Origin of the sequence: Bacillus salipaludis (genome assembly GCF_030938565.1) — a bacterium.
Classification (GTDB): domain Bacteria; phylum Bacillota; class Bacilli; order Bacillales; family Cytobacillaceae; genus Neobacillus; species Neobacillus salipaludis_A.
Genome location: NZ_JAVGVR010000001.1, coordinates 1,767,107 through 1,785,685 on the forward strand (window position 1 = coordinate 1,767,107; position 18,579 = coordinate 1,785,685).

19 protein-coding genes and 1 pseudogene are annotated in these 18,579 nt (G+C 35.7%); 16 read left to right on the plus strand and 4 right to left on the minus strand.

All coding sequences use genetic code 11. The features are described from left to right. The first annotated feature begins 101 nt into the window (after positions 1–101). From RCG21_RS08640 to RCG21_RS08690, 11 genes are all read left to right on the plus strand, one after another. On the plus strand, positions 102–554 hold the full coding sequence (locus RCG21_RS08640; protein WP_133340683.1) for a hypothetical protein: 453 nt from the start codon (positions 102–104) through the stop codon (positions 552–554). 462 nt (positions 555–1,016) lie between these two features. After that, positions 1,017–1,613 (plus strand): hypothetical protein, encoded by a 597-nt coding sequence (locus tag RCG21_RS08645; protein WP_133340681.1) that lies wholly within the window; start codon positions 1,017–1,019, stop codon positions 1,611–1,613. Between the two features lie 1,098 nt (positions 1,614–2,711). Continuing rightward, positions 2,712–4,145 carry a group II intron reverse transcriptase/maturase gene (gene ltrA, locus RCG21_RS08650; RefSeq protein ID WP_133340727.1) on the plus strand — a complete coding sequence of 478 codons (1,434 nt, stop codon included), beginning with the start codon at positions 2,712–2,714 and terminating at the stop codon, positions 4,143–4,145. A 185-nt stretch (positions 4,146–4,330) separates the two neighbouring features. After that, complete coding sequence (locus RCG21_RS08655) at positions 4,331–4,513, plus strand: hypothetical protein (protein ID WP_308913074.1); 183 nt, start codon at positions 4,331–4,333, stop codon at positions 4,511–4,513. Between the two features lie 323 nt (positions 4,514–4,836). Further along, positions 4,837–6,057: an MFS transporter gene (locus RCG21_RS08660; RefSeq protein ID WP_308913075.1), complete on the plus strand. Its 1,221-nt coding sequence runs from the start codon at positions 4,837–4,839 to the stop codon at positions 6,055–6,057. Positions 6,058–6,239: 182 nt separating this feature from the next. Continuing rightward, positions 6,240–6,554 (plus strand): hypothetical protein, encoded by a 315-nt coding sequence (locus tag RCG21_RS08665; RefSeq protein ID WP_308913076.1) that lies wholly within the window; start codon positions 6,240–6,242, stop codon positions 6,552–6,554. A 360-nt stretch (positions 6,555–6,914) separates the two neighbouring features. Beyond that, positions 6,915–8,189 carry an IS110 family RNA-guided transposase gene (locus RCG21_RS08670; protein ID WP_308913077.1) on the plus strand — a complete coding sequence of 425 codons (1,275 nt, stop codon included), beginning with the start codon at positions 6,915–6,917 and terminating at the stop codon, positions 8,187–8,189. Positions 8,190–8,691: 502 nt separating this feature from the next. Continuing rightward, positions 8,692–9,042 carry a PadR family transcriptional regulator gene (locus RCG21_RS08675; protein ID WP_133340655.1) on the plus strand — a complete coding sequence of 117 codons (351 nt, stop codon included), beginning with the start codon at positions 8,692–8,694 and terminating at the stop codon, positions 9,040–9,042. Further along, the gene (locus RCG21_RS08680) at positions 9,029–9,862 is read left to right on the plus strand and encodes a permease prefix domain 1-containing protein (RefSeq protein ID WP_308913078.1); all 834 of its coding nucleotides are present in this window, start codon (positions 9,029–9,031) and stop codon (positions 9,860–9,862) included. Before RCG21_RS08675 ends, RCG21_RS08680 begins: the two co-directional genes overlap by 14 nt. 527 nt (positions 9,863–10,389) lie before the next feature. Further along, complete coding sequence (locus RCG21_RS08685) at positions 10,390–10,818, plus strand: hypothetical protein (RefSeq protein ID WP_372512752.1); 429 nt, start codon at positions 10,390–10,392, stop codon at positions 10,816–10,818. Positions 10,819–10,840: 22 nt separating this feature from the next. Then, on the plus strand, positions 10,841–10,963 hold the full coding sequence (locus tag RCG21_RS08690) for a hypothetical protein (RefSeq protein ID WP_308913079.1): 123 nt from the start codon (positions 10,841–10,843) through the stop codon (positions 10,961–10,963). Positions 10,964–11,164: 201 nt separating this feature from the next. On the opposite strand, the gene RCG21_RS08695 is transcribed toward RCG21_RS08690, so the two are convergent. Next, positions 11,165–11,911, minus strand: a complete 747-nt coding sequence (locus tag RCG21_RS08695; protein ID WP_133340659.1) for an NADPH-dependent F420 reductase — start codon at positions 11,909–11,911, stop codon at positions 11,165–11,167. Between the two features lie 162 nt (positions 11,912–12,073). Here RCG21_RS08695 and RCG21_RS08700 point away from each other — a divergent pair, with 162 nt between their 5' ends. The 4 genes from RCG21_RS08700 (at position 12,074) to RCG21_RS08715 (ending at position 15,046) form a co-directional block, all read left to right on the plus strand. Next, positions 12,074–12,433 (plus strand): winged helix-turn-helix transcriptional regulator, encoded by a 360-nt coding sequence (locus tag RCG21_RS08700; protein WP_133340661.1) that lies wholly within the window; start codon positions 12,074–12,076, stop codon positions 12,431–12,433. A 343-nt stretch (positions 12,434–12,776) separates the two neighbouring features. Next, positions 12,777–13,607 carry a CPBP family intramembrane glutamic endopeptidase gene (locus RCG21_RS08705; RefSeq protein ID WP_308913080.1) on the plus strand — a complete coding sequence of 277 codons (831 nt, stop codon included), beginning with the start codon at positions 12,777–12,779 and terminating at the stop codon, positions 13,605–13,607. Between the two features lie 312 nt (positions 13,608–13,919). After that, positions 13,920–14,606, plus strand: coding sequence for a hypothetical protein (locus tag RCG21_RS08710; protein WP_133340669.1), 687 nt, complete (start codon positions 13,920–13,922; stop codon positions 14,604–14,606). Between the two features lie 212 nt (positions 14,607–14,818). Further along, a complete protein-coding gene (locus RCG21_RS08715) occupies positions 14,819–15,046 on the plus strand; it encodes a hypothetical protein (RefSeq protein WP_133340307.1) in 228 nt (75 codons plus the stop codon). Between the two features lie 201 nt (positions 15,047–15,247). Here RCG21_RS08715 and RCG21_RS08720 read toward each other — a convergent pair whose 3' ends face one another. After that, on the minus strand, positions 15,248–16,252 hold the full coding sequence (locus tag RCG21_RS08720) for a DUF3231 family protein (protein ID WP_308913081.1): 1,005 nt from the start codon (positions 16,250–16,252) through the stop codon (positions 15,248–15,250). A gap of 273 nt (positions 16,253–16,525) precedes the next feature. On the opposite strand from RCG21_RS08720, the gene RCG21_RS08725 reads away from it, so the two are divergent. Further along, on the plus strand, positions 16,526–16,735 hold the full coding sequence (locus RCG21_RS08725; protein WP_133340303.1) for a tape measure protein: 210 nt from the start codon (positions 16,526–16,528) through the stop codon (positions 16,733–16,735). A gap of 279 nt (positions 16,736–17,014) precedes the next feature. Here RCG21_RS08725 and RCG21_RS08730 read toward each other — a convergent pair. Next, positions 17,015–18,054, minus strand: a pseudogene (locus tag RCG21_RS08730) (IS3 family transposase); the annotation flags it as partial. Next, positions 18,047–18,424 (minus strand): hypothetical protein, encoded by a 378-nt coding sequence (locus RCG21_RS08735; protein WP_308913082.1) that lies wholly within the window; start codon positions 18,422–18,424, stop codon positions 18,047–18,049. The gene RCG21_RS08735 and the pseudogene RCG21_RS08730, both read right to left, overlap by 8 nt. Positions 18,425–18,579: the final 155 nt, after the last annotated feature.

Here is an 18,579-nt window from a genome sequence, read left to right on the forward strand (position 1 = left end):
ATCACCTTTTTTATAAATTAAATGGCAGGTTAGTGCAAGAAGAAAATGATAAAAATGCTATGATGATGTAGAGAACAATTAACAAGAGTGGGTGTTTTCCGATGGATTGGATAGACGTTAAAGATAGTAATGATATTGAAAACCTTTTTGACAAATTTGGTGGGTTCCATGATAGCTGTTTAAAGGTATTGCATATGTGGACTGAGAGTTATGTTGATGAGAATTTATCGGTATTTATGTCACCAGAACTCGATACTAATGTACGAATCCTTTTCCATAGGCAGTATCGTGATCCTTCTGAAATTGAGTTATTATTTAAAGGTGTAACCCAATTTCATATCGTTCCAAGTCCAATTAATTATGATTCCATTATTGATGAAGCAAAGCTTATTTTACATAAAGGTCTATTTTATTGGTCTGATTACTATGATTCGGACCCCGAAGATTATACACTTGGTTCTTATAGTTGGATTTCTGCCAAGAGTCTTAAGTGGCGTGATGCTAGTTCATGGATGGGCAAACAAAATAGATACGGAGTAATTAACGGAGACTAAAAAAATTCTTACTCAACAAACGGGTTCAAGAGTTGCGTCAGGCTGTCATTGTGGCGGCTTTTCTTATTGCACTGATATGAACGAAACTGTCAACCCACCACACCCAAATGTTTTTATTTAGCGTTTTATTCAGTATGAATAGAGTTATTCCTTGTTCAACTTATAGACCAAATATCCTTTCGGATTTAGCTTGTCAAGGGCGCACTTTCTTATGACTAAAGGGGCAGGATAGTTGAATAATAATTGTATTTATTATCCACTGAGATAAGTAGAAATGTTAAGATAAGTTTATTAATCATTCTGTTGTTAAAAGATGGTTAATTATATAATTAAAGTGAATTTTGGAAGTGATTATATCTCTTTCTGTAATGTTCAATAAAGGAGGTAGGTGTAATTTTAATTGCTGTACAAAAGGGAAACAGAATGAAATATAAATGATGAAATCTCAGGAGGAAATTAGAGTTGCCCAGTATTACTAGAGTTATTGAAGTACATCAAGAATTAGAAAGTGCATCAAATGCACCAATGTTGATTATAAGTGAAATATTATGGATATTTTTTGGAATTGTATTTATTGTACATTTATTAAAAGATAGGAAGTCATTTTCTCTTCTTGGCTTATCATTTAGAGGATTATTCTTTGTAATTACACTTTTAATAATAGGTTATTTAACCAATTCAATTATGAATTGTAATTTTTCAATTAATGAAACCCAATGGAAAAAAGGCTATTTAAAGCCTTATATTTTATCATTACCTGAACATAAAAAAAATGTAGATGACTTTTCCTTACTTCTAAATAATGAGGTTAATGGAATTAATTCTATCTATATAAATGGAGAAAAACCTCTTTGGTTTAAAATATCGTTATTAGATAAGCATAGACTTTCAAAAAAAATAGTTTTACAATGTATTATTCAAAAAGAACCAATAAAAAAACCGTTTTTAACTTATAAAAAAATTAATAAAAATATATCTGGCCAATATACTACAAATGCGTATTACGAAACAATTTTACATATACCAGAAGAATATAAAGTTATAACTCCAAAAAATTAATGAAAAGACAAAGTTACCCTTGTTCAACTCCCATGAAAATAAAAACGGAAAAAGGGCATGAAAAAACAGACCCAGAAAAATTAGTTTTTTTAAAAAAGGCTGAGCCTCTTGAAGGAAAGAGTATGAGGTTGGCTGGTAAAACGTAATAGTAATACCTTTCTACTTAAAATTAAATCACAAAGGCTGGCGCAACAACCAGAAAAAGGATTAATCTCCCATAAATGCTACCCCTAAATGGGCGCGACAGTCGGTGGTACACCGTGGTCGTTGGAGTCAGACTAACGGATGGGCTCAAAGGCACCATAGTTCAAAGACTTTCTTCGCCAGCATTAAAACAGTATAGATTGCCTGATCCATTTTCATTCTCTGTGGTGAAGCGATGATTTTTGCGCTTCATGGGTGGCTAACGGGTGCTTTACTTTTATAACAATTGGACTGTTTCGGCAGTCCTTTTTGTGCGACGGGCAGTCGCATGGAGTGTTGATCTGTCGACACTCTTCTTTTCATTATCTGACAGAGACGTCATCTCGGTGAAACGACTGGTTGATGATGATGATACTGAATCCCAGATGGTGAAAGTCCATCTCCGAGGAGACTGACCTAGCTCGGGAAGCTTAATCTAGGGCAATACCGTGAGGTATTGTCTGAAGGAGATGCGGTAAGTCGAGAGACCCGTAGGCAACTAGATAGACCCTAATGCAATAAGTGTGAAGCACGGCGGCGGGATAAGTTGGCGACTCTTCGAAAAGTGAGGAAGCCCGCTAAAGGGGCATTTTCTTTAGAAGTCAGAGCGAGAAAATGTGACTTATAACGTGGTGGTGCAGGGTATGTCTAGAAGGGAAATGCGATAACCCCGTGAGGTCTCCACCTTACCAAACAGGCAGGGTTCTAGTCTATAAGGGTAATCCGAAATGACGAGGAACGGGTGGAGAAGTCAGACGTTCTCATAGTACGGAAGTAATTCGATGACCATAACATCGAGTGAACGGAAGGGGAACGACCTATGGCTCCAAGCCATTAACTAGGTGTAATGTAAACAATCATGTTACTGCGGTAAAACCGTTTGAATGTACATCAAGGAAAGGCGTGGAATACGCAATGAATCAAGAGTGGAAGTTTAAATTACACAGTGTATATGGGCAGATATTGTTTGACCGAAAATTAACCCAAAGCTTCGAACAAGTTAAAGCAAACAAAGGGGCAGGAGGAATCGACGGAGAAACAATTGAAAGTTATGATGCCAAATTACAAGAAAACATCATGGAACTTCTAAACAAATTGAGAGCAAAGACTTACCAAGCTCAACCAGTCAGAAGAGTATACATACCAAAGAAGAATGGAAAGAAACGTCCTTTAGGTATTCCAACTATCGGGGACCGCATAGTTCAACAAAGTATTGTAAATGTACTACAGCCAAAATTTGAAGATTTGTTGTTTCATAACTGGTCGGTTGGATACAGACCGAATCGAGGGGTACAAAGAGCCCTGCAAATAATCCTCTGGAATATTGAACAAGGATATAACCATATTTACGATTGTGATATAAAAGGTTTCTTTGACAATATACCCCATAATAAACTGATTGGGGTTTTAAAGAAATATGTGTCAGACCGTACGGTCCTGAGTTTGGTTGAACAATGGTTAAAGGCTGGGCACATGGAAGAGGGGAAACTTATCCATTCTGACTATGGCACACCTCAAGGCGGCGTCATCTCACCACTACTTGCAAATGTATACCTTAATGAACTTGACTGGGAGTGGGACTTGAATGGTATTCGATTTGTCAGATATGCAGATGATTTCTTGTTATTTGCTAAATCAAACGAAGAAATCAAGAAGGCGGCTACCTTAACTAAGAATAAGTTAGCTGAGTTGGGACTGGAAATCTCTAAAGAGAAGACCAGAGTTGTCAACTTTGATAAGGACGACTTTGACTTTTTAGGGTTCACATTCCATCATTGGACAAAGAGAAGGAAAGATAATAAACCCTTCTTTAATGTTACACCAAAGGAAGAATCCATCAGGGATTTTCGATTGAAAATCAAGGAAAAGACTAGGAAATCCCTAACTCTTAGCAAAGAAGAATGGATAAATCGGGTAAATCCTATTATTAGAGGTAAGGTAAATTACTATGTGACTATTATCAAAGCGGTAAAAGCAAACGAAGAATACGGACAAAAGAGTCACTGTAGAACTCGATGGATAAGGAAAATTCTTGAGCGAATTGATGGATATATAAGAAAAAGACTGCGTGTTGCGTTAATCCATAAGCACCCAACCCAAAGAAAAGGTATGAGAATGAATACCCTTTGGAATAACGAATTCTTTTTAAAGATTAAACTAATCCCATCCTATTGGCTTTATCTAAATAAAGCCTACGGATACACTATAGAACAATACCTAAGCGATATGAGTAAATCTGCAAAAAGAAGATTCCAATACAAAGTCAAAAGAGCAAAAGAAAAAGGTGAGGAATATTTTACCCCTCATCGCTTACAAAAGATGCAAAATGCCTGGAATGCATCCTCTTGATAAACATTGTAACATTTGGTAAGCCGTATGCCTTAATAGGGCACGTACGGTTTGATAAGGGGGAAGCCTCGAGAGAGGTTTCCCTACTTTCTCTTCTTCAACTATAGGGGCAGTTTAGTTGAAGAAGGAATTGGAAATAAAATGTAGAAATTAAACATATACGCTATGTTTAAGGGAGAGTTTTTATGTCAAATATTACTTGGATAGTATTTGGAGCATTAATATTAAGTATCATTGATTTCACTATGTTTAATAATGAAAGTAAAAGGTGGACATGGTTTGCAAGAAGGTCTTTGATGCAAAGGGTTGGTTTATTAAGTGTAGTTTTTATAGCAATTTTCTTACTTAACTATGTAACTTCAAAATAAACGGGTTTATTTTATCGAAATTTCCAAAACGTAAGATCGTTTTGATTTTAATCGGGATTAAAAGGCATTACTTTCAAAAATAATTTATAATTTTACAAACTAATGCGATTCTTTATTAAGTGGAATCGTTTTTTCTTTTTCGACTAATTGGGCAGGTTAGTTGCACAAGATTTAAACTAAAATCCATCATAATATCCTGAAGGACATTCTCATACAATCAAGAATATATAAGGTATTAAATAATACCATTTTTAGGAGTGTGTCCAATGTAATCATTACCCTTTTATAAGAGGACTTATAATTGAATATAAGGGGATATTACATTGAAAAATGAATCATTCCGATTTTTGACCATAGGACAGTCATTAGCTGATGGGGGTGATGTATTTTATATTATCGCTCTTATTACGATTGTATATGGTGATACTAAATCAGCGTTTTATGTGTCTCTGGTTCCTTTAACCAAGATGGTATCGGGAAGTTTGAGTGGAGCATTAGCTCCTTTCATAATTGATAAATATAGGTTGAAATCAATATTGTCGTATTCACAATTAAGTAAAACATTGATTTTACTGTTGTTGGCGATTTATTGTTGGTTTTATTTATCAACTACGACGTTAATTTTAATTTTTGTATTAGTTTTCCTTATTTCCTTCTTAGATGGATTTTCTAGCCCCTCAAGTAGTGCATTGCTTCCTTCTTTGGTTCCTTCGAATGAGTTAGCAAAAGCAAACAGTGTTCTTTCTTCTATAAACCAATTTATTCAACTTGGTGGTTGGGCAATAGGTGGAGTATTGGCGAGTTTACTAGGAACCAATGGATTGTTTTTCTTAACATTTATCCTGTATATACTGTCCACAATGATGATGTTCTTGATTAAGGATACGGGACAAAAGCAAAGGTCGCAGCATACTGAGAACAAAATAGCTTCATTTACAGAGGGCTGGAAAATCATTATTCAAAATAAAAGTTTTCGAACAATACATTTATTTTTACTTTTGAACGTCAGTGCAAATACAGTATGGGTCTCGGCTCTTCTTTATCCATTTATGATACAACAATTAAAAGTGGATACAGGTTGGTGGGGGTATATTAACACTGCTTTATTATTAGGGTTGTCGCTTGCGGGAGTTTATGTTTATCGAAGACCTCAAGAATTGGATATGAGTACGGGGATGATCATAATCAAAGGCAGCTTTATGGTATTCTTAACAACAGCTTTGTTTGGAATAAATAAGATTCCTTTATTGGCTCTATTACTAATTGGAGTTAATGGTTTTTTTCAAGAAATCACTAACATTTCAATTCATACTCTCATACAAAGTATGATTCAAGGCAGACTTTTAGCAAAGGTTTACGCTGCACAAACTACACTGATTATGATAACTTTTGGAGTTTCAACAATGATGATGGGATTGATTGCTGATTCATTTAATATTGTAGCGGTATATTGTATAGCATCATTTTTCCTTTGTTTGTCTTTCCTATTGCTATTAAAACAGAAAAAATATCTATCAGCTTATTATTTTCAAAACAGTAAATAAATAAATGCAGGCTGTTTAATTTTGGCTAAACTGCCTTTTCAACCGACCATTTGTCAAGAATGACACTTAAAGTAAACTGGTGCCTGAGTTGGTCAAGGGGTTGCAATGGCTACACTTTTTCTTTGTTCGACTAAGGGGCAGGAGTTCAAATAAGGTAATGAATTTTTCAGGAAGAGTAGGGGTTGAATATAATCCAATTATATCTGTCATTAAATGAAGCTGGTTTGATGTTTAAGGGGCATACAGCTCTTGCTCAGGAGGAGGTTGATTACATTCTTCTTGAAACCTACGAGAATGGAACAACACATTCAGTGGATGTGAATACATTCAAAACGCTTTTCGGGGATGTAGCTGGGAATCCGACCTATGAAGAATTGTCAGGATCTCATACTTTTAAATTGGGAGATAAGCAATACACTATGACCGCTGAGGAAATGGGTTATCAAAAATATTTCGACCAATGGAAAGAGCAAGGATTGTTTAAACTTAATACTTGAAGATTGGGCTGCCATAATTGGCGGCTTTTTTGTTGTTCAACTACCATGAAAATAAGTTTCTTCAAGAATAGAAAAGTGACAATACTTAAGAAGACCTTGCTCAATCGTTAAAAAAAAGAGGAGAGTGTTAAATTAGCAAGCCTATAGATTGGATTGACTGGATTAAGGTCAGTATCAGTATTGGCACTTCCTATCCATTTTCATTCTTTGTGGTGCAGCCCTGCTGCATGGGTGGCTAAAGGGGCAGTTTAGCATTCCTGTAGATCGTTAAATATCAGGTTTGAAAAAAATAGAGCCCCTCAGTAAGATACGAGTATAGAGACCAATCTAAACTCATTGTCTTAAGGAGGAAGCCCTACTATGAATTTTAAAATGCAAGACAAACAAAATCAACTAATAGAAAGAATTTCCGATACACACCTTATTGTTGGTGTGGATATCGCTCAACAACTACACATTGCTCGAGCTGTTAACTTCCGTGGTATTGTAGTTGGAGATCCACTTTCATTTGAAAATAATGAAGAGGGATTCGTAAAACTATTAAGTTGGATTCAAAACTTACAAAAACTAAAAAAATTAGATTCAACAATAGTGGGTATGGAACCTACAGGACATTACTGGATTAACCTATCAAAATGGCTGGATAAACAAAACATTGAGGTAGTTACTGTAAATCCCCACTTAGTAAAAAGGAATAAAGAGAATCGTGACAATACTCAATCGAAGAGTGATAAAAAAGATGCCCTCGTTATAGCGGATATGGTGAAAAACGGCTATTATTCCTTTGTTCGTCCAACATCAGAATCCTTTGAGAAACTTAGAGTTCTAATTTCGAACCGTGATGTAATTGTTAAACGTCTCGTGATGTCTATTAATCAAGTAAATCGATGGGTGGATATAGTCTTTCCAGAACTGAGACAAGTGTTTAAAGATGTTTCGTGCAAAGGGGCCATCGCAACCCTTCGTTTATTTCCTACACCGGATGAAATATCTTCACTTGAAACACTAGATGTCATGAGAGGGTGGAAGTCTTTAATGAAACGACAACCAGGACCTAAAAAAGCTCAATTACTGATCAATCTAGCAAAATCTTGTATTGGAACCGGACAAGCACTTGATGCTTATAAATTCCATTTAGAACAATTATTAGAGGAATATGACCTCGCTGCAAAACAACTCGAAAGAGTTGAAGAACAAGTTAAAGATGTCCTCAACAAAATACCATTCGCGAAAAAACTACTTATGATTAAGGGAATAAGTGAAATTTCATTAGCTGGGATACTAGGTGAGGCAGGAGACTTAAGCGGATTCTCTCACGGCAACTCTCTATTACGTCATGCAGGATTGCATCTAGCTGAAGCAAGTTCAGGAAAATGGAAAGGACAGATTGTCATTTCAAAGCGTGGAAGGTCTAGGCTACGGCGATTCCTCTACTTAGCAACAATGAGCCTTGTGATGAATAACCCTGAGTTTAAAGCTGTCCACTCCCATAATGTGAAGGTAAAGAAGATAAAGAAAATGAAATCAATCATGAAACTGATAGGTAAACTAGCAAGGATTTTTGTGGGAATAGCACGAAGTAATGAGTCTTATTGTCCAAGTAAAGTCCAAGTATTAATCCCTATAGCAGCTTAGAATTAAAACATTTGATATATAAAATGTATTAATTAATATTCTAAACTTTAATTTTGAATGTTGTCTTATTCGTAGGATTTCAAATATGTACGGAGTACCAGGTTTCTTCAACAAAAGGGCACTGTGACCCATCAGTTTAGCATAACTGGCCTCCACCCCTTGGATAGGCATGACGAAGGAATGAGAGGGCAATTGACCCGTTGAGACATGGGAGGGAAAGCCTCCAGGGGCGGCGTGGAGTTGTACATTATATGGTAAAATATGGAGTGGTAGCTGACTCCTTTATTTAACTATGCCTTCATGAAGTCAAATGATCTGAACTCATATCAATTACACTTAAATCCAAATTACAAGGGTTATGAAATCCTGCGAATAAGTGAGCATTCGATAGATATTCGTATTAAACTGAGGGAGTTGAAGAAGAATCTGGAAATTTTTTAAAATTAATACCTTGTATTATATAGTATTGTAATTTACAATTAATGATAGGAGGTGGACAAAATTGGAAGTAAATAAAGAGGTTTTAAAAGGTCATATTGATACGTTAATTCTCTCGTTATTGAACAACAGGGAAATGTATGGATATGAGTTAGCGAAATATGTTCGAGAAAAAAGCAATAATCAGTTTGAATTAAAAGAAGGTACGCTTTATTTGTCTTTAAAGCGATTGGAAAAAAATGAGTGGATTTCTTCTTACTGGGGTGATGAACAAGGACCAGGAGGAAGAAGAAAATATTATAAACTCACGTCTTTAGGAAAAGAAGGGTTAGAAGAAAAGCGTCTGGAGTGGAGATTTGTTAAAAACATTATTGATTCGTTTTTGGAAGGGGGAGAAAAGTATGAAACAAATTGAAGCATTTGTAGATTCGGTTTATCAAGGTGTTGGTGGTAACGAAAAAGAAATTCAAGAATTAAAAGAGGAAATGAATGGTCATCTGTTGGAAGCTGTTCATGATTTGAAATCAGAAGGGAAAACGGAGCAAGAAGCCATTGAACTTGCTATTGAGCGATTCGGTGGAGAACAAGAAATGAGATCCATCGTTAGTCAATTGTTTAAAGCACAAAAGGTATTTGCAAAATGGGTACTTTATTTAGCCATCGCATTCCTTGTTATTTCTTCGACTGTATTTGGGGTTATGTGGGTAGCGGGAGAACAAAATTCTCACGAAAACTCTATTGTCGCAACAAAAATATTCAATCTGTTACATAATAAAGATAACGTTTCTGAAGATATGAAAAAGGAAATAGAGACATTGGTAAAAGGTACAGACCAAATTTCAAAAGTCCAAATTAATAATGTGCAAGATGTTAAGTTAGAGGCAAAAAGTTACAATTCTATATTTGAATATGTAGAAAATGCAAAACCAAATTACCAGTTTGAAAGAAAAATATGGGCTCCTGATTGGGCTTTTGACCTTTATCCATATGGAAATGGAGATTCAGAATGGTATGTTAATATGGAAGTAAGATATATTGACACTATTATGACTTTAGTTTTATTTGTAGGTGTCGCGGTTTATGCAGCATTATTTACGATTTGGGCAACAATTAATGCTTATCATCAAAGACGATTAAATGTTGGTTGGGTTCTTGTTTTTGCTTTCCTAAATGTGATCGGTTACTTGGTTTATATTGTAATCGGAAAAAGGGTTCAATCTAAAACAATTCTTTGATTTCTTCTTGAACTCCCATGAAAATAAAAACTGAAAAAGGGCATGAAAAAATAGACCTAGAAAAACCAGTTTTTAAAAAAAGGCTGAGCCTCTTGAAGGATCGTATATAAGATTGGCTGGTAAATCGACTTGTGAAACCTTTCTACTTAAAATGAAATCAGTTAAAGCTGGCGCAACAACCAGAAAAAGGATTAATCTCCCATGAGTGCTACCCCTAATGGGTGTGACAGTCGGTGGTACACCGTGGTCGTTGGAGTCAGACTAACGGATGGGCTCAAAAGGCACCATAGTTCAAAGACCTTCTTCGCCAGCATTAAAACAGTATAGACGGTCTTAGCCATTTTCATTCTCTTTGGTGCAGCGCTGATTTTGCGCTGCATGGATGGCTAACGGGGCAGATTAGTTGAACATTAAATTAGTTATTATTGTCTCATTTCAACAAGAGAAATAGCTTGGTTTGGAGATGCGGTTGGTTGTTGTGGATAATATTAATTGAAGATGCAAACTCTAACTTCAAAAATATGGGAGTGAGCATCTTGAAGAAAATAACGGTTTTCTTTACTATTTTTTTAATGTTTGCCACAGATAACTTAGCTCATGCTAAACCACCAGAACCAAAGGAAATTAAACCGTATGCAGAGGACTGGTATGTTACACCAGAAGATATTATTCGGGATATTATATTTCCAGCTATTGATAAAAGGGTAATAAAAGAGTATGGAGGAAAAGAAGAATCTAGTTTTGGTTGGGAACAACAGAGGATTTTGGGTATTGTTTATAACAACAATCATTCTTATGATATTTCCTTAAGAATTAAAGTTCCTGACAACAGTGCTATGCCCCCTGATGCGACATATGACAAGGTTAAAGTAAGAGTATCTCCATCTTGTGATAGTCCTAAAATTGGATGTAGTCATGGCTTTAAGGTTGAAGTTTTAGAATACGAGCATAAGTAACAGGAAGAGGTGTTGCCTTTAATTGGTAGCACCTTATTTGAATCGAGCTTGTTCACTAACGGGTGCAAGAGTTGAAGATCAAGCTGCCATTTTGGTGGCTTTTCTTATTGTGCTAACGGGGCAGGTTAATAGAAGAGGGATTTAAAACACAATCATATTTAGATTTCAGTTTTTGAAAGTAATTGAGTTCGGACTTGAAAGGCTTTTTGTATGCTCCTAGAATATCAATAATATTCTGGATTGTTTGGCGGTAAAAAGAAAAGAGGCGAACATATTCCTTCGAAACTTTATGAGGATATATATGGATATACATAAAGGTACACTCTAACTGAGTGCACCACTTGTTTTATGAATTGTATATTTCTCTGTTTAAATTCACAATATCCTTATGTGAAAATTCAACTTCTTTTTTTTCTGCAAGGAGCTCTCCGAACCTTTCCATCACCTTATTCCGTAGTAATGGTGCTTTTTCTTTATTTGCCTTTTTCAACGCTATCATTAGTTCATCTTTTGTTAGCTCTGTGCAGTAAGCAGGAGTTCCTGGCTGCTGTCTCCAAGAGTCACTTAAAGAACCACTATCTACTGCGTCGAAGCCTATCTCGTTTACTACGTCCATGACTAATTGTTTTTTTGATAGTTCATTACCAGCAATCGCTATGGCAATTCGTCCACTAGTACCTTCGGAGGTTCCTTCATTTTCTAAAGTATAGGCTAATAAATTGTTGAAAGCTTTAATGATAGGTCTACCTAATTGATTTGAAACCCAAACACTTTCAACCATCCCGTTCTCAATTTCTTCAATTTTATCGTCTCTATACGGATAATAATTTGAAGTATCTACAATGATTACTTCCTCCCCGACTTGATTGATAATGTTCCGAATGCTTGGCAGTGCTTTTATAGGGAGAGATATTATAAGAACTTCAATATTTTTAATTGCATCTTCTACATGCACGGGTGTTCCAGCAAGCTCTTTTCCTTCTAAACGTTCAATTCCTCTTGCATCCGCAATTTTGACATCATGTCCATTCTTAACCAATTTTTTAGAAATAATTGACCCAATTGGTCCTGCACCTATTATTCCAAATCTCATTATTATTCCTCCTAAAGAATTTATATATCAAAGAATTATTCTGCTATTGAGTATTTCTGTTACATATACTAGAATAAAATCATTTCTCATATTTTTGAAGTAGGCAATAAAAATTGACGTAGTACATTTTTTTGTACTTAACAGTAGAAAGCAGGTGTAAGAGTGTCTAGAATATGTAAGGATGGATTTGACAAAGAGTGTATAAAGGAACAAAGAGAAGTATATGGCATTGCCTATACCCAAAACATACTCTCTGGACGTTGGAAATATCTCATTCTTTGGTTTTTAAAGTCTAAAGAGCGTCGTTATAGTGAAATCAAAGCTTTTTTATGGGATATTTCACAAGGTTCTCTTACAAAGCAACTTCGAGAACTAGAAGACGATGGCTTAATTAATCGCAAAGTTTATCCAGAAGTTCCTCCTCGTGTAGAGTATTCATTAACCTCAAAAGGGAAAGAATTCATTCCTATTATTGATTTGATGGAAAAGGTCGGCAAGAAGTTTGGGGAGCAAGTAGACTAACCAAAGCGAACACATCTTTCGTTTTCCAAAAAATTCAAAAATTAAATGGTGAATAAAGTGAAAGTTGTGGGAGGAGAAATCGTTTTAACGGCAGCTTTTTCTTTTACGATAAAAGTTTGTGAAGAAATGTACTTAAAGTAACGGGTGCGTTAATCCAAGAAGGATTAACGCTTTTTTTATTAGGACTTATTAAGCTAAAGGGCTGATTAGTGGAAGGTTTGGTCAATTTAATATAAAAAATCACCGGTTGGAATACTTACCAAAAATAAACATTAACTTAATACTTAAAATATTAAATCTTAATAGGGTTAAAGTAAGATAAAAATAAAAAGGAGGAAAAGAAATGGCAATCGAGAAATACCGGCATCCAATTTTGTTCTATGGATTATCCATTTTAGTTCCGTGGATATTTTGGTTTATTGCTGCATACATCAGTCATATTGAACCCAGTAGAAATCTATATGTAATCTTAGTAAGCATTTTGGGACTTATTGGCTTATCGAGTCCATTGGTCATTGCTTGTGTTTTAATATTGCCAGATTCTTACTTACGAAAGGATTTATTGAACAGGTTTTTTAATTTCAATACCATAAGACCATTTTACATTATTGTAACGTGTTTTCTTATGATCACGAGTATTCTTCTTGCACAGGCAATTTCCTTGCTTTTCGGATATAGTACCTCTCAATTTGCACTCTCAGGAAAGTCTTCATTTTCAGCAGGTATTTTTCCAGCCTGGTTTTTGCTCTTTTTTGCTCCAATACTAGAAGAATTGGCTTGGCACTCATATGGCACAGACAGCTTACGAAAACGATTTAATCTTTTCACTGTTTCTATGATTTTTGCTATTTTCTGGGCATTTTGGCATTTCCCTCTAGGTTTTATTAAAGGTTATTATCAAAGCAATCTAGTCGAAACAGGGGTAATATATTCTATAAATTTTGTGGTTAGTCTCATACCCTTTGTTCTATTGATGAACTGGTTATATTATAAAACAGGGCGAAATATTATCGTTGCGATCGTTTTTCATATTTCAGCGGGGCTTTTCAATGAATTATTTTCAACACACCCAATGAGTAAAGTCATACAAACCGTTCTTTTACTTATTTTAACTACAGTAATAGTAATAAAAAATCGGAATTTCTTTTTCAAGTTAGAATATCACGAAAAATGATCTAATTTGTGAAGGATTGTACTTAACCTAACGGGTGCTTATGTTTAACAAGGGATCGCTGCGGGGATTCCTTTTGTTCTTCAACTAAAAGATGACAGAAGGTGAATCAGTTAACAAAAGCAATGGTTGACTCCGAATTAATCCAATGAGAGAAAAACTTAATTAAACTTTTACATAAAACCACTTAATTATCAAAATAGTTGAAGTTATATAAAAATAAAATCAGGATATTTTATCAACTTTGTAATTAGTTAACCTTGCGTTTCTTTAATGTATATTTATATCGACATCCAAACCAAGGAGGAAGATCCTATGCCAGTACCTAAAATGTTACGAATGCGCCTTAGTGCTTCATCTCTCGTGATCTCTGGAATCTTGTTTGTACTTTATCCAACGATACGACCTTTTTCAGATGAAACATCCTTGCAAGGTGCCACAGCTTTCGCCTCCACCGATTGGCTAGTGGCACATATACTAGCCATTGTCGCTTTTACACTACTACCACTAGGTTTACTTGGGCTTCACAACTCTTTACAAGGGACAGCCGTAAACTCACTTGCGTATTGGGCGGTCGTGATGTGTTTGATAGGAACAGGTTTAACCTTGCCGTTTTACGGAGGGGAAACGTTCGGTCTACACGCTATAGGGCAAGAGGCGATAAGGCAACAAGCATCCACCCTTGTTAGTTTAGCAACTGTCGTCCGTTCTGGCGCGGGTCTCGTTATGTCCCTTGTAGGACTCCTACTACTTGCCATTGCAGCGATTATACTTGCTATCGCAATTTGGAGGTCTGGCATGTACCCAAAATGGAGTGGTGTTCCTTTCGCTTTAGGGATGGGATTATATATTCCGCAATTTTTCGGTGGGCAGCCGCTGCGAATTACCCACGGAATTCTGGTCGCCGTAGGTTGTCTATGGATAGCGGTAGGCTTGTGGAGGCAAAGTAACCAGAATATTGGTGAGAAGGTACAGTCTACTACTTTCCAATCCGAAAGTTAGTCAGTCGGTCATAAATTCGGAATAGGAATTAACATAATTTATTAATAAAGATTGTGAAGGTATGTACTTAAACTATAGGGTGCAATAGTTAAAGATTGGGTTGCTTCGGCAGCCTTTTTTTGTTCCACTAACGGGGCAGGTTACTTTAAGAAGGTTTAATTGACATTTGGATAATTATGTTATTATAAGGAGAGAGATTGGGGGGATATAGAATGAAGTTTTTCATAAATTTGTTGCCTTTGATTTTGGTGATTTTAGGGGTACTAAATTATATGTATTTTGCTAAAGACATTGTTTCAACTGTTGTACTTCTATCTCTTGGTGTTATAGTTTCGATATTTAATCTGATTAGAAAGAAATATACGATTGCTTTATTAAGCATTGCAATTGTTATAGGTTTGGTAGGATTATTCTCGCATTTAGTCAATTCGGGTATTTAAAATTTTTCTGCTTTTAGTCACGAGTGCGATTCTCCAACAAGAAGGTCGCCCTTTTCTTTTTCTACCAGAAAGATTGTGAAATGTTGTTCTTAAACTATCGGGCAGATTAGCTTAAGAAGGAAATAACTACTTTATGTTGAAATTATCCCTTAAATTAAAAAGTTAATTAAAAGTGTACCCCTCACTAATGAGGGGTATATCTTATTTATCTTGTGCAAGTTCTTTTCTATTGGGAGCAAGTGGTGGCTGTTCTAACCATTTGTTTTCCACCATAATATCGAACCAACTTTTTGTCAATGTTAATGTTTTTAGAATTGTCTTTTCATAAACGACAGCTAGGTCTGTTCGCATGGCTCCTGCTAGACCTGTACCGTAATATACTTGTGCAGTTTGACCCAAGAAACCCATATGATACAACATTAATTTATCTGAAAAAGGAGAGTCCTGTGACGTTGTAACCTCTGATTCCCACGACATTGGAATGGGCAAATTATCCTTGTGCAAAATACTTGCAAGGGCTTGTATGTTTTCATCTGCCTTTTTTCCTATTTCCTCAAAAAACGTTCTTATTTCTTCCGATTCAGCGACTTGACTGAACCCGATTGAAAGAGTTTTTGCCATAATGCTTTTTTTAATATTAAGAGAAATACTGATTATTTCTGTAGCAGATAAAAGTCTCCCTTTTCCGAAGAATCCATAAGTAAAATCTTTGGTGGAAATATATTCAGGGTTCTCTTTAGGATAGAAATAGGGATCTCGTTGGAATTTTCCTTTTTTAAGCAATAACTCAATGGTTAAATCGTACATCCTTTTTGCATCATTATCACATGAATTGTAAAATTCACGTAGGTCCTTTCTGACAGAAACACTTAAAGCAGTGGTATGACCCAACAAACCATGTATCGTCATTATATGTAAATAATTTAAGCACAATGTGTCAGAAAACAATCTCTTTGCACCCTTATTAAGATCGGACTCAGTAAATCCATTCGGAACTGGAAAACCATCTTTCTCCATGAAGGAAACAAGCTGCTTCTTTTGCTTTTCCCATGTCTCAATGGCAATTTCAAAAACATTTTTCACCTCTTCGTCTTCCAAAATAGAAATCATATATTTATTTACTATCTCGGTCATCGTTCCGTTTATATACTCCCCCCATAGTGTTCCAATTTCGGAAGACGTAAGTTTTAAATTATCATTTTCCATATGTTCTCACCTCTTCCGTATTTTTTACTGACTCAGAAATAGTTATGCGTTTCCTTGGACTTAAACCTTTTAGTTGATAATAGTTGAGCAGTTTCTTGTTAAACTAAAGGGTGCAATGGTTGCAAAATTTGTGACATTTTTGTTATTGTCTTGTCGGTTAGGATATTTAAGGGAGTAAATTATTCATCGTGTAATTCTGTCTTTCTAGGACAAAATATGTTAAGGGATTGTACTGGAAAAGCACTGCCCATTTTTTAATAAGGAGTGAAATGAATGGCTGATAAAAACGAACGCAATCGAGTCGATAACGATGCTGGTGAGGCTGTAGGTACTGTTGTTGGTGCTGTCTCTGGTGCTACCGTGGGTCTTGCTTACGGTCCGATTGGTACTGTAGTAGGAGCAATTACAGGTGGAGTGATGGGTAACAATCTCGGCGAAGGAGCCGATGAAGCTAATGACGGTGATGCGAACCGAGAAGATTAGATTAATACAAAGAGGTACATGCATTAAGACTTTTAAAAAGAGAGTCCTTTTATTTTTCTATTAATTAATTCAGCTTTTTTAGGTAAATTTCCAAAAAAAAGATTGTGAAATGTTTCACTTAAAGTAACGGGTGCAAGAGTTAAAGATGGGATCGATAGAGGCAACCTTATTTTAAATGGGCAGGTAAATTCAAAGGACGAATTTGTGAGACTATCGACAAAATAAAAGGTCGGTTAATGATTAATGTGTACCCTTTGTAAAGGACATTTTAAAAAAAGGTCAGGCAGCTTGAAGAAGATGATCTCTGTATTGAACAGGGGTCATCTTTTTTAGGTTCCATTGATACCTGTTATAATTATAGTAAGTAATATACTTGTTTATTTCTCGTTTTAGTTCATCTAAAGTTTTACATGACTTTATTTTGGCCTCGTCTTTAAGGTGACCAAAGAATGATTCTATTGGTGCGTTGTCCCAACAGTTCCCCCGTCTGGACATGGACTGACGTATCCCTAGTTTCTTGACGAGCTTTTGGAAATCAGGGTGGGTATAGTGAGTCCCTTGGTCTGAATGGATCAAGGCATCTTTTGCTTTCTTAAAGTTTCGATTTTTCTTTAGCTTGTGTAAAGTGTTAGTGGCCAGTTCCATAGTGATACGGTCTGATATATGTTTAGCCAGGATTTGCCCCGTTGATCCGTCCTTAATAACTGATAAGTAAGCTCTTTGTCCATTCTGATAATTTAGATTAGTGATATCGGTAAGTAGTATTTTGCCAGGAATCTCCTGCTTAAATTGACGGTTTAACAGGTTTGGCACTACACGATGTTCTTGTGTTGCTTTCATCATTCTTTTGTATGGATTTGATTTTCTAATAGGGCAGATGATACCGTGTTTTTTCATAATTCTTCGGATTCGTTTCAAATTGTAGACACACTGAAATTGACCCGCCAATGTCATTTTGATTTGACGTGCCCCTTTCATACGACCTTTAAAGTGAAAAGCTTTTAAAATCAATTCCTTTGCCGCTGCATCCTTTTCACCTTTGCGTTTTCTTTGGTCCCTAGACTTCTGTGAGAAATAGTTATAATAACCACTACGTGAAACACCAGATATCTTACAAAGGTATTTCACCATATGTTTTAGATGGAACTTTTCAATAACTGAGTCAATCAGAATGAATTTCTGGCTAGCTGGGACTTTTACTTTATCAGCCCCCTTTCTGCCATACGAATCTTTTTTAAAAGTTCATTCTCAGCCTTCAAAAGGTTAATTTGTGCCTCTAACCTAGCGTTTTGTTCTTCAAGCGAAAGTTCATTAATTCGACGATTCATCGCCAGTGCAATTTCCTTCTTCATCGCGAGTAAGATCAACTTTATTTACTTCTACTGTCTGATTCACTTTGGCTGTCCCCTTGTTAATGTCAAAAACCACTTTGGTTGCTGGAACTACAGCGCTGCCATAATAGTATTCGTCTTTTTCATAATCATAGGTTTGGTAATAAAGGATGTAAGAATCCTTATCTTCAAAGTTAGTAAAAAGGCCTACAGAGGTATCGCTAGTAGCTTCTGAACCATAGAATGAAGCACCTTGAAAAGAGCCTTTGTTTACATGGGAATTGCTTTGCGCCATTGCTGGCAGAGCCATAGTCAAAAGAAACACAACCGTCAGAATCAATACTTTCATTTTTCTCATCATAAACCTCCAGATATTGGAAACATAAACCTTGTCCTAATTGTATAATATGGAAGACAAACTGTACTCAGTAACCGTTCGACAATTTTCACACTTTGCAGAAATTCAAGCTAATTTAATATTCAATTAAATGCTGTGTGATTCAAGAGGATTAC

Bases quoted from the DNA above. Each gene is read 5' to 3' on its own strand.
- RCG21_RS08640 (WP_133340683.1), top strand. From the start codon at position 102: ATGGATTGGATAGACGTTAAAGATAGTAATGATATTGAAAACCTTTTT.
- RCG21_RS08705 (WP_308913080.1), top strand. From the start codon at position 12,777: ATGGCAATCGAGAAATACCGGCATCCAATTTTGTTCTATGGATTATCC.
- RCG21_RS08720 (WP_308913081.1), bottom strand. From the start codon at position 16,252: ATGGAAAATGATAATTTAAAACTTACGTCTTCCGAAATTGGAACACTA.
- RCG21_RS08725 (WP_133340303.1), top strand. From the start codon at position 16,526: ATGGCTGATAAAAACGAACGCAATCGAGTCGATAACGATGCTGGTGAG.
- RCG21_RS08670 (WP_308913077.1), top strand. From the start codon at position 6,915: ATGAATTTTAAAATGCAAGACAAACAAAATCAACTAATAGAAAGAATT.
- RCG21_RS08655 (WP_308913074.1), top strand. From the start codon at position 4,331: ATGTCAAATATTACTTGGATAGTATTTGGAGCATTAATATTAAGTATC.
- RCG21_RS08715 (WP_133340307.1), top strand. From the start codon at position 14,819: ATGAAGTTTTTCATAAATTTGTTGCCTTTGATTTTGGTGATTTTAGGG.
- RCG21_RS08695 (WP_133340659.1), bottom strand. From the start codon at position 11,911: ATGAGATTTGGAATAATAGGTGCAGGACCAATTGGGTCAATTATTTCT.
- RCG21_RS08710 (WP_133340669.1), top strand. From the start codon at position 13,920: ATGCCAGTACCTAAAATGTTACGAATGCGCCTTAGTGCTTCATCTCTC.
- ltrA (WP_133340727.1), top strand. From the start codon at position 2,712: ATGAATCAAGAGTGGAAGTTTAAATTACACAGTGTATATGGGCAGATA.
- RCG21_RS08735 (WP_308913082.1), bottom strand. From the start codon at position 18,424: ATGAGAAAAATGAAAGTATTGATTCTGACGGTTGTGTTTCTTTTGACT.
- RCG21_RS08680 (WP_308913078.1), top strand. From the start codon at position 9,029: ATGAAACAAATTGAAGCATTTGTAGATTCGGTTTATCAAGGTGTTGGT.